Below are 10,888 nucleotides of genomic sequence, written 5' to 3'. Positions count from 1 at the left end.
CGATCGCATGCGCGGCCTTGCCGATGCGTCGGCCGAGGGATTGCTGGTCTGTTACGGCGACAAGATTGTTTCGATCAATTCGAGCCTGACGGAACTGACAGGCTATGTCCCCGACGATGTGATCGGGGAACCGCTGGCGATCTGCCTGCCTGAGGAGTCAGTCAGGCGCAAGCTGGTCGCCAGGCCGCGCGAGCGGATCGAGGCGGAATTGCGCGACGTCAACGGCCAATTCATTCCGGCTGAGTTTATCCTTCGCTCTATCGATTTCGCCGGCCAGCCGCATCATGCCATCGCCGTCCGCGATCTGCGTGACCGGAAGAAGGCGGAGGAGCATATTCATTTTCTCGCGCACCACGATGCCTTGACGGGTTTGCCGAACCGAAACAGTTTTAATGCCCGGCTCGATCAGGAAATCGAGGCGCACCAGGCTTCGGGCCTGTCATTTGCCGTTCTCTGCCTCGACCTTGATCGCTTTAAGGAAGTGAACGACCTGTTCGGGCATGCCGCCGGTGATGCGCTCCTGAAGAAGGTTGCGAAATGCGTCACGGCAGTTCTCGATCGAAACCAGATGATGGCGCGGCTCGGTGGCGATGAATTTGCGATCATCGCGACGAATCTCTCCAGTCCGTCTGTGGCTGGTCGCATCGCCGAGAACATCACCGAAGCGTTGCGGATCGAAAACAAATCATCGACTACGGCCTCCTTCGTTTCCACCAGCATTGGCGTGGCGATCTTCCCGAACGACGCCCGGGACGGACGGGGCCTTCTCACCCACGCAGATACCGCGCTCTATCGCGCAAAGACCGACGGCCGCGGCGTTTATCGCTTCTTTGAAGCCGCGATGGGCGTTGAGGTGCGCGATCGCCGCATGCTGGAGCACGATCTACGTAGCGCGATCGCACGCCATGAATTTGAGCTGGCCTATCAGCCGCAGGCACGGCTTGATGCGCGCGAGATCACCGGCTTCGAGGCCTTGTTGAGATGGCGGCACCCGCAGCGCGGCCAGGTTTCGCCCGCCTTGTTCATTCCCGTCGCAGAGGAAAGTGGAACGATCCAGCAGATCGGCGAATGGGTGCTGAGAGAGGCATGCGCGGAAGCCAGTGGCTGGACCAATCCGCTCACCGTCGCCGTGAACGTCTCGGCGATGCAATTGCATAATCCGCAGTTCACGCAACTCGTTCACGAAATCCTGGTTCAAACTGGGCTGAAGCCCGGACGGCTCGAATTGGAGATCACCGAAACCGCGCTGGTCCGCGATTTCAATCGGGCGCTGGCGACGTTGCGTCAGCTCAAGGCGCTTGGCGTCCGCATCGCGATGGACGATTTCGGGACCGGTTACTCGTCGCTTTCGAACCTGCGGGCATTCCCGTTCGATAAGATCAAGATCGATGGCTCCTTCATCAAGGCGGTCGATACCAACGAGCAGGCGGCGACCATCGTTCGCGCGGTGCTTGGAATCGGGCGCGGACTCAAGCTGCCGGTGCTGGCGGAAGGTGTCGAGACCAGCGAGGAACTGGGTTTCCTGGGCACTGAGCTGTGCGATCAAATTCAGGGGTATTTGGTTGGGAAGCCGGCCGATATCGCTGGCTTCCGCTATCTCACACATGCCGCGGAAAGCGTTCGCGATCTCGAATTTCCCCTACCCCATACCGGTGAGGGTGTAGCGCTGAAAGTCGTCAGTCGATGAAGGCGACGAGCGCGCCAATGCACGCTCTATGTCTCCTCATCGCCCGCTGTGTTTCCAACTCGGTTTGGCGTGAAACGATCGCCGTTCCTAGACTTGACGGGCTTCCCACTCCCTTGGAGGTTTGCGGCCGGCCCCGTGCGTGCGGCGCCACCATCATGGGGCCGGCATCCGAAAACGTTCGTAAGCGCGAAGCCGATACCCTTGCTTCAGAATTCGAATGAACGTGCGAAGAAGCCTCCGACTTGGACGGAGGTTTGGGATGGGATTGGACAGCAAAAAGGACGTCCATTTGGACGGCTCGTCGGTAGGGCCGGTGAGCCGGCTGGAGGTCCTTGAAGGACCGTCGGGACGCCGCGTGCGTTCGGAGGCTGAGAGAGCTCGGATCGTCGCCGAGAGTCTGCTACCCGGTGCCCAGGTGTCCGAGGTGGCGCGCAAGCACGGAGCGACGCGCTGGCAGATTTACGATTGGCGACGGCGCTTTCGACAGCGAGGCATGTTGCCGCCGTGCGAGGCGTCGCAGCCGACATTCGCGCCGCTGGTCGTGGAAGGTGCGTTAGAGGAGCGTCACGTTCCGGCGATCAAGCTTGAGATAGCGATCGGCGATGTCGTGGTGCGGACGGACACGGCCATAGATGGCGAGCAGCTGTCTCGGGTGATCCGCGCGGTACGAGCGTCACGATGATCGCGCCCGGTGCTGATCTGAAGATTTACATGGCGACGCGGCCGATTGACTTCCGCTGTGGCCATGATGGGCTTGCTGCGAAGGTGCAGGAGATGCTTCGTCTCGATCCGTTCAGCGGTGCAGCCTTCGTGTTCCGATCGAAACGAGCGGACCGGATCAAGATTTTGGTCTGGGATCGAACGGGCCTAGTGTTGGTGCACAAGCGCCTCGAAGGCTGCAAGTTCGTTTGGCCAACGATCGCAGACGGCGTGATGCGCATATCGCCGGCGATGTTCGCAGCCCTGTTCGAGGGGCTGGATTGGAGGTTGGTCCGCCCGCAAGAAGCGCGGCGTCCGCAGGCGGCGGGATAACTGCGGCAGAGTGACTCGGAAGGTATTTTGCACGTGACGCACGCGGCGGCGGTGTGCTCGAATTAGCACATGAGCATCGCGGCGCTGCGCGACGAAAATGAACGACTGAAGGCGCTTTTGGCGCAAACGCAGGCGGCCTTGAGCGAGCATCAGGGGGCGCTGGCGGCGTCGGAGGAAGCGCGGCGTCGGCTGGAGGTCATCCTCGGCGAATTGCGACGCGAGAAGTTCGGCGCGAAGTCCGAGAAGCTGCGGCCAGATCAGTATCACTTGCCGCTGGAAGACGTGGAGATCGCGCAAGGCATCCTGGACGCGGCGCAGGAGAGAGCCGAGGCTGTGATCCAGGGCCGATCGCGGAGTGTGCCGGATCAAGGTTCTCATCGCAATCGCGGCTGCTTGCCTGCCCATTTGCCTCGGGTGGAACGGATCATCGAGCCTGCGAGCACGCTCTGTCCGTGCGGTTGCGGCGCCATGACGAAGATCGGCGAGGACGTCAGCAAACGGCTCGACGTGATCCCGGCGCAATGGCGAGTGTTGGTCACGCGCCGCCCGAAATACATCTGTCGCCGCTGCTCGGGCCCTGTCGTGCAGGCGCATGCACCGGAGCACGTCGTGCCTGGTGGACTGCCGACCGAAGCGGCGATTGCGCACGTGATCGTCTCCAAGTTCGGCGACCATACGCCGTTTTACCGTCAGGCCGAGATCTATGCGCGCCAGGGGATCCGACTTGATCGGGCGACACTGGGCAACTGGTCCGGCCGCGCCTGCTTCCATCTCCAACCCGTAGCGGACCACATGCGTCGCCATCTGGAGAGGGCAGATCGTCTGTTCATGGACGAAACCACGGCACCGGTGCTCGATCCCGGGCGTGGCCAAACGAAGAAAGGCTACTTCTGGGCGGTCGTCTCCGACGACCGCGGCCACAGCGGCCCAAGTCCCCCGATCGTGCTGTTCCGATATGCCCCCGGTCGCAGCGGCGCCTTCGCGGAGCAGTTCCTGCATGGCTTTAACGGACGCTTCCTGCAATGCGATGCCTATGACGGTTATGACCGGCTGACCGAAGTTGCTCGACCGCAGGGGCCGTGGACGCTTGTGCATTGCTGGAGCCATTTGCGCCGACGCTTCGTCAAATTGGCCCGCAACAGCAAATCGCCGATCGCCGAGGCCGCCGTTCGACACATCGCACAGCTTTACGCCATCGAAGCCATGGTACGCGGTTCATCGTCGGACATCCGGCTGGCCGCGCGCAAGGAGCACTCGCTGCCTATCGTCGCCGCGTTAAAGCCGTGGTTCGAGAAACAGCTGTCGATGATCTCCAGTGGTTCGACGCTCGCCGAGGACATCCGCTACGCGCTCAATCACTGGCAAGGGCTGACCCGCTTCCTCGAAGACGGGCGCCTCGAGCTCGACACGAACCCGGTCGAGAACGCATCCGGCCAGTCTGCCTGACCAGAAAAAATGCGCTCTTCGCCGGTCATGAAGTCGGCGCGGAAAACTGGGCCTTGCTCGCGTCGATCGTCGCCACCTGCAAGCTCAACGACGTCAACCCGGCCGCCTACATCGCCGAAACACTCGAGGCGATCATCGACGGCCATCCCGATAGCAGGATCGAAGACCTCATGCCGTGGCGATTCCGCAAAACGTCAAGCCAGCATCAATAGGGTTGCGGCTAAGCGCTTACAAACGTTCACAGAAGGAGAGGGGATCACTTTGACCGACCTCAAAAGGCGAATTAGGCTGCGTGTGTTAGAAATTAACGCTACAGATCGGGAGCCGTCCAATGCTGACGAAACGCGAACTCCTCCAGTCCGGAGCAATTGCTACAATTGCGGCTGCGGGAACAACGCCTGGGTCGGCACTGGCCCAAATGCTCACGGGTGCGCCCGCCGAACCCAATATGAAGTTTTCCACCCCAATGCCGCCGGGCATTGCATCGCCCGACAAGGTGGAGACACGTCTTGGAACGCTCAATTTTTTCGATGGCTTCCCGGATAAGACCACGGCCGAGAAACTTTTCGACAATCTCGATTTCCAGCGCGCGGTGCAGGCGTATCTTCTTGCAATCCCCGCCGCCAGCCAGGTCGCCGACCGCAATGCGTGTTTGAAGCTAGGACCAGTCAACCAGACCATCCCGATATGGGAGCAGTTGGTGGACTCGCGGACCATCGGTCTGACGTTCAATGATAACACCGTCTACAGCTGGGGATGGGTCAATCTCAAGGGCGGCCCGCTCGTCGTTGAGGTTCCACCCAAAGTGCTGGGTGCCATCAACGATATATGGTTCCGCTGGGTCATTGATTTAGGGATCACCGGACCGGACAAGGGCGAAGGAGGCAAGTATCTGCTTCTGCCGCCCGGCTACACGGGCAACGTACCCGACGGCTATCACGCGGTTCGGTCCCCGGTCTACAACCTCTGGATTCCGTGGCGCAGTTTCCTAGTTGACGGCGACCCCAAGCCCGGCGTCGATCTCGTCAAGAAATTCACTAAGGTCTATTCGCTTGCCAACAAGGACATGTCCGCTCCAACGCTCAAGTACGTTGATGTCTCGGGTAAGCCATTTAACATCATCAACCCAGCAGGTTTTGAGTTCTGGGAACTCCTCAATCAAGTTGTTCAAGAGGAGCCGTCCGAATCGCTCGACCAAATTAGGATGGGTTACTATGCCTCTATCGGCATCGAACACGGCAAGCCGTTTTTGCCCGATGCGCGGATGAAGAAGTTACTGACCGAGGCTGCTGCTGTGGGCGATGCGTCAGCGCGCGCGCTTGCATTCCACTGGCGTCAGAAGGACGGCTACTACTACGCGAACAGCAATTGGCAGCTGCCATTCGTTGGCGGGTATCTATTCCAGAGCCAGCCCGGTGTGCTGAACCTCGATGCCTATTCGTTCTATTACTTCTTAGCTACTGGCGTCACGCCAGCTATGGAAGAGAAGATGGTCGGTCGCGGGTCGCAATACGCGTGGACCTGTCGTGATGCACACGATAACCCGCTCGACGGCGGCAAGAACTACAAGCTGCACCTGCCGCCGAACATCCCGGTCAAGGACTTCTGGTCGGTGATCCTGTACAGCAACCAGACGCGCTCGATGATCCAGACCGATGAGAGGTTCCCGAGCGTCAGCAGTCAGACCAAGGGTCTGCTCGTCAACGCTGACGGATCGGTGGACGTGTATTTCGGACCCAAATCGTCACCCGGAAAAGAAAAGAACTGGGTGCAGACAATTCCCGGAAAGGGTTGGAACACGATCTTGCGCCTCTATGGGCCTTTGGAGCCATGGTTCGCCAAGACTTGGCGGCCGGGAGAGATTGAACTGCAATCCTGAGCGCAGATATTAGTGGGCGGCTCAGTGCCGTCCGCTAATGCTCACAAACTCTCTCATGTCCGCTCCGGGTCTTGTGTCACGAAGCGTAGCCGGTCCAAACGGCTGCGCGCAACTTTATAGGAGATGAAGGTAGGTCCTTCGGGTTCGGCGATCAGGTCGCTGATCCCAAGACAAAGCCGCGGTCGATTGGTCGATTGAAGTCATGACTGAGCTTGCACGTGATGCCGGCGACGTTGCACCTTTCATCGCAAACTTTGCGCGTCCGGTAGACCTGGCGTCGCTACCAACCGCTACCAATCCAACAAATCTGGCAATCGATGTGGCGGAGATAAGGGGGCGACTATTGTCGGAGCCACCGCTCATCAAGCTGTTCGACAAGGAGCGGTCGGGAAAATTCCGCGAACTGACGGTCCGGGAAGCCAACGAGATTTTGGAGGCGCTTGATCAGGAGTTCGTGGTCGAGGGAGCGCGCGACGCCCTTCGGATCCTTGACGGCCCGGGCGCGGCCGAGCTTGGTTCGCTAAGATGGGGCAAAACTCGCATCGGCCTATCGACCCTTGCCCTGCCCAAAACCGATGGGATTTACGTCGCGCCCAGCCATAAATCACTAGCTAAAAGGAGATGCTTGCCATCCGATGCCTCCGGTCTCCGGGTTGCCAACTGATAAGCAAATTACACAACGCTTATCAGTCAGTCGGCGTGTTCCATAAATGTTCGATATCTGAATGTCTCCCTATCCTTGTGGCAGAGACCGACTGCGAGTTCACTCCGCTAGGCGACCCATTCCCGAATTCTTGCAGGACGAGGAGGGGGTTCTGGTGTGATAATCCGAAATCGTCGATCTACCGATTCCCTGGGTAGTGCGGCAGGACTCGAACCTTCAACCAGACAGTTATGAGCGGCGGAATATCGATGGGCTTCGTTGATATTGCTGCATTTTGGCTCCGGTTCGATGCCGTTCGTCGCACCTCGATCAGGTCGTTTCTGGTGCGAATCTGGTGCGGTCACCCGACGTCGCCTCGTGATTACGCCTCAAACGTGGCCAGTGACTGCGTCTCTTATTCAGCTTCCGTAGTGTTGAGCACCTCGATCGCGTCCTCGATTTCGGAGACGACGCGACACTGAAACAGCTCATCGAGCGCGACGTTGCGCCCGACAATGGTGGCGCGCAAAGCGTGTTCGGTGAAGAAGGCCTGGCAATAGGCTAGCGCTCCTGATGCGTGCTCGAAATCGTAGAGATCGTTGCTCGTGAAGCGCCGCGCCTTGTCCCAACGGAACGCGGCATGCAACGCCGCATGGATGTGCAACGTGCGAAGCTGTTGCCGAACCTGCGGCCGCTTCCGTAGCGCGGTGAACAATAGGTTCGCCCATTGATTCCAGAATGTCTCCCATTGCGTCGAGTGGCGTTCGGGCGGTTCGCCGCCGGTCTTCTTTCGGAAGATATCACCCGTCACGTCCATCGCCATATCGGCACCAAGTTCGACCGTGCCGGCAATTTCGGCGTCATAGGCTTGGGTAAAGCTCTTGATCTGATCTGAATTCTGCTTCACGCCCTCGTTCAAATCAGAAACCATGAAGTCGAGGCCACCGGGCGGAGAATGGGCCCCAAGCGTTGTCATCATTTCTTCGAGCCGCATCTCCCACATCCGGTCGAAGAAGGCCTTCTGGATGGCGAGTTCCGTTTCAGCATCGAAACCTGTCTGGCTCGGATGCGTAAAGCCAAAAACATACCCGACCCTTGACCAGACGAGATGATGCAGCGGGTGCAAATCGCCGCTGCCCTCGGCGCTGTGAACAAAATGCGCGATCTCGGTGCCGAGCCGCGTACGATGTTCAAGAAGCGTGACGCCGAGGCTAAGCTCATCGACAACACGAGCGATTTCAAGGCGAGAGGTTACATCGCCCTTTATTAAGGAATTCGAAGAAGGTGCTCTCGCTGATCGGGCAGAAGGCCTTGTCGTCTTGGACGAGCTTGCGGAAACGTTGCAGCAGATCTCGCACGGTCGGATCATTGTTTCTGCCGGCGGCGCAGTCTCGCAAGAGAATCCAGAACTTGGTATCGAGGTAGATCGCGGTGCGGCTCTCCAGCCGCCGCCCCAACTCCACCACGCGGCTCTTGACGTGCCGTTCCAGCGAAATCTCCGGGGTTGCGCGATGCGCCGCAATATCCATGCTTCCTTAAGCGTCCTCATTCAAACCGCGCGTTCCGCGCGCGGGCTTCCTCTTCTTCGCTTATCCGTTCCGCATCGATCATCGCTTGTGGCCGCGCTTTCGCTTCGGCCATCGTGGCGGCAAGACCGGGGGCTTCACCTCCGGGTAGGTGCTGAGCAGCTTCTGCCGCTGCTCCAGCACCGTCGCAAGTCTATCCGAATTTAGGTTCTCAATAGTATATTGTATATGTAAATATTCGCATATTGTGCGATTTTTAACACCTACAATATTCACTTCCGTGTCACTTCACGTTTGTCTATTATAAGTGTAATAATTCCCATTTTTAGCGAAAAATAGCCAATGAATAGTATGAACATATTCCAATTGCCTCGTGGCCGCGCCCAACTTCGGCAAGTTCTCGCCGGATCGGGCGACGTGATCAAAATTGCCGACGTGACGAAGGCGCTCGCTGTTTCGCGAACCGAAGCCGCCAAGCGCCTCGCACGATGGCGTGAGCAAGGTTGGTTGCGCCGGGTCGGGGCCGGCGCCTATGTCCCGGCCTCGATCGACACGCTCGGTTCGGAACGGGTTCTCGATGATGCCTGGGTTCTCGTACCCGCGCTCTTCGCGCCCGCCTACATCGCCGGCCGTACCGCCGCGGAGCATTGGGACCTGACCGAGCAGATTTTCAAAGACATCGTGGTCGTCACGGGACAAGCTATCCGCGAGAGGCATCAGACGAGGCAGGGCTTCGAATTCACGCTCAAGCACCTGAAGCCCGAAAAAATCTTCGGAACCAAGCCGATTTGGCGCCACAGCACCAAGGTGCCCGTCTCCGACGTTCACCGGACAATCATCGATATGCTCGACGAGCCCGCGCTTGGCGGCGGCATTCAGCAAGTGTCGGATTGCCTCGATGTGTACTTCAAGCGATCGGACCGAAGCGATCAGAAGCTGATCGAATACGGCGATCAGCTAGGCAACGGCGCCGTGATCAAGCGGCTTGGCTTCCTCGCGGAAGGACGCGATGACAGCGCCGCGCTCATCGAACTCTGCCGTGCGCGCCTGACGGCGGGCAACGCCAAGCTCGATCCTGCTTTGAATTGCAAGCGACTCATCTCAAGATGGCGGCTCCTCATTCCGCCATCTTGGGCGCCCGGAGCTATTGATTGATCGACAAGCGCGAAATCCTCGACCTTGCCGAGCAGACATCCCTCAACCCGCATGTCATCGAGAAGGATTATGTCCTCGGCTGGATGCTCGCCGGCATCTATGCCCATGAGGAGCTTGCCGAAAGCTGGATCTTCAAGGGCGGAACTTGTCTTAAGAAATGCTTCTTCGAGACCTACCGATTCTCCGAGGATCTCGACTTTACGCTGCGCAACGAGGCGCATCTTGACGAAGCCCTTCTTAAGCGCGTCTTCGCCGAAATCGGCGCTTGGGTTTACGACGAGACCGGCATCGAAATCCCCACCGACCAGCTGGAATTCGAAATCCTCAAGAATCCGCGCGGCAACCTCTCATGCCAGGGCAAGATCAGCTACAAGGGACCAGTTTCGCCAACGCGGCCCTTGCCACGCATCAAGCTCGACCTGACCGGCGATGAACGCGTCGTCCTGGACCCCGAGACCGTGGAAATCTTCCATCCCTATTCCGACGCGCCGGAAGAAGGGATCGAGGTGCTCGCGTACGACTATGTCGAAGCCTTCGCCGAGAAATTCAGGGCTCTCGCCGAGCGCACCCGGCCGCGCGACCTTTACGACATTGTCAACCTCTACCGAAACGCCGACGCCCGGCCCGAGCAGCAGCAGTTCGTCACAGTGCTGCGCGAGAAATGCGCGTTCAAGGGCATCCAACTGCCACAGCTTGCCGACATCGAGCGCCATCGCGGCGATGTCGAGGCAGGCTGGTCCGGCATGCTGAACCATCAGCTTCCGGCTTTGCTGCCCATCACGTCCTTCTGGGAAGCTTTGCCGGAGATATTCAATTGGCTCCACGGCGAGGTTGCGGCGCCGGTCCTGCCGACAATGCCGCCAATAGGCGGGGCGACCGAGGAAATCATCCGTCAGCGCATTATCGGTCTTCCAGCAGGATCGCGCGGCCAAACCTACATCGAGACCATTCGGTTTGCGGCTGCCAACCGCCTGCTGGTCAACATCGACTACCGCGACCAGAAGGGTAAACGCTCGACACGCGCAATCGAAGCTTACTCGCTGCGCCGTTCCCGCGCTGGCGATCTTCTGTTGATGGCCGTTCGCGCGGAAGACGGTCAACCGCGTAGCTATCGCCTCGACAGCATTCTCGGGGTCTCGCAGACGCAGACAACGTTCTTGCCACGCTATCCGATTGAGTTGACGCCGACCGGCCCACAGTCGATCCCTCCAACGTCGCGGCCCGCGGGTATTGTGGCGCCGCGAACTTCGTCGCCCCGCCGATCGCGAGCGTCCAGCGGCACCACGACCTACGTCTTTCGTTGCACAGTCTGTGGCAAGCTGTTTGAGCGCAAGAGCTACGACGGAACGCTGCGGCCGCATAAAAACCGGGCCGGTTACCAGTGCTACGGCACCTACGGGACTTATGTCCGAACGAAATATTAGCACTACTTTGGCAGATTGTTGATTTCATCGCGATTTATAGGATTCCCGAATCAATTTTTCAATGATTCATGGGTGGTCGGCTCTTGGAGGGCTGAC

9 protein-coding genes and 1 pseudogene are annotated in these 10,888 nt (G+C 59.1%); 8 read left to right on the top strand and 2 right to left on the bottom strand.

What is annotated here, in order from left to right:
• From IVB46_RS44720 to IVB46_RS44695, 6 genes and pseudogenes are all read left to right on the top strand, one after another.
• A partial coding sequence (locus tag IVB46_RS44720; protein ID WP_247346292.1) for an EAL domain-containing protein occupies positions 1-1,687 on the top strand: 1,687 nt, incomplete at its 5' end.
• A gap of 259 nt (positions 1,688-1,946) precedes the next feature.
• Entirely contained in the window at positions 1,947-2,369 is a 423-nt protein-coding gene (locus tag IVB46_RS44715; protein WP_247316066.1) for a transposase, read from the top strand.
• Positions 2,366-2,719 carry an IS66 family insertion sequence element accessory protein TnpB gene (gene tnpB, locus IVB46_RS44710; RefSeq protein ID WP_247316068.1) on the top strand — a complete coding sequence of 118 codons (354 nt, stop codon included), beginning with the start codon at positions 2,366-2,368 and terminating at the stop codon, positions 2,717-2,719. Before IVB46_RS44715 ends, tnpB begins: the two co-directional genes overlap by 4 nt.
• 69 nt (positions 2,720-2,788) lie before the next feature.
• Positions 2,789-4,377, top strand: a pseudogene (locus IVB46_RS44705) (IS66 family transposase).
• A 119-nt stretch (positions 4,378-4,496) separates the two neighbouring features.
• Positions 4,497-6,044, top strand: a complete 1,548-nt coding sequence (locus IVB46_RS44700; RefSeq protein WP_247316070.1) for a DUF1254 domain-containing protein — start codon at positions 4,497-4,499, stop codon at positions 6,042-6,044.
• A gap of 202 nt (positions 6,045-6,246) precedes the next feature.
• Entirely contained in the window at positions 6,247-6,708 is a 462-nt protein-coding gene (locus tag IVB46_RS44695; protein ID WP_247316072.1) for a hypothetical protein, read from the top strand.
• 394 nt (positions 6,709-7,102) lie between these two features.
• Here IVB46_RS44695 and IVB46_RS44690 read toward each other — a convergent pair whose 3' ends face one another.
• Together IVB46_RS44690 and IVB46_RS44685 are read right to left on the bottom strand one after the other, a co-directional pair.
• Positions 7,103-7,813 (bottom strand): hypothetical protein, encoded by a 711-nt coding sequence (locus tag IVB46_RS44690; RefSeq protein WP_247316074.1) that lies wholly within the window; start codon positions 7,811-7,813, stop codon positions 7,103-7,105.
• 112 nt (positions 7,814-7,925) lie between these two features.
• Positions 7,926-8,216 carry a hypothetical protein gene (locus IVB46_RS44685; protein WP_247316076.1) on the bottom strand — a complete coding sequence of 97 codons (291 nt, stop codon included), beginning with the start codon at positions 8,214-8,216 and terminating at the stop codon, positions 7,926-7,928.
• A 339-nt stretch (positions 8,217-8,555) separates the two neighbouring features.
• Between IVB46_RS44685 and IVB46_RS44680 the strand changes: the two genes are divergently transcribed.
• Positions 8,556-9,368, top strand: a complete 813-nt coding sequence (locus IVB46_RS44680; RefSeq protein ID WP_346016168.1) for a type IV toxin-antitoxin system AbiEi family antitoxin domain-containing protein — start codon at positions 8,556-8,558, stop codon at positions 9,366-9,368.
• The gene (locus IVB46_RS44675; protein WP_247316079.1) at positions 9,365-10,792 is read left to right on the top strand and encodes a nucleotidyl transferase AbiEii/AbiGii toxin family protein; all 1,428 of its coding nucleotides are present in this window, start codon (positions 9,365-9,367) and stop codon (positions 10,790-10,792) included. The genes IVB46_RS44680 and IVB46_RS44675 overlap by 4 nt, the downstream gene beginning before the upstream one ends.
• The last annotated feature ends 96 nt before the right edge of the window (positions 10,793-10,888 follow it).

The organism is Bradyrhizobium sp. 61 (assembly GCF_023073075.1).
Classification (GTDB): domain Bacteria; phylum Pseudomonadota; class Alphaproteobacteria; order Rhizobiales; family Xanthobacteraceae; genus Bradyrhizobium; species Bradyrhizobium barranii.
This window is presented reverse-complemented; position numbering and strand designations above follow the sequence as displayed.

Bases quoted from the DNA above. Each gene is read 5' to 3' on its own strand.
- IVB46_RS44700 (WP_247316070.1), top strand. From the start codon at position 4,497: ATGCTGACGAAACGCGAACTCCTCCAGTCCGGAGCAATTGCTACAATT.
- IVB46_RS44680 (WP_346016168.1), top strand. From the start codon at position 8,556: ATGAATAGTATGAACATATTCCAATTGCCTCGTGGCCGCGCCCAACTT.
- IVB46_RS44685 (WP_247316076.1), bottom strand. From the start codon at position 8,216: ATGGATATTGCGGCGCATCGCGCAACCCCGGAGATTTCGCTGGAACGG.
- IVB46_RS44695 (WP_247316072.1), top strand. From the start codon at position 6,247: ATGACTGAGCTTGCACGTGATGCCGGCGACGTTGCACCTTTCATCGCA.
- tnpB (WP_247316068.1), top strand. From the start codon at position 2,366: ATGATCGCGCCCGGTGCTGATCTGAAGATTTACATGGCGACGCGGCCG.
- IVB46_RS44715 (WP_247316066.1), top strand. From the start codon at position 1,947: ATGGGATTGGACAGCAAAAAGGACGTCCATTTGGACGGCTCGTCGGTA.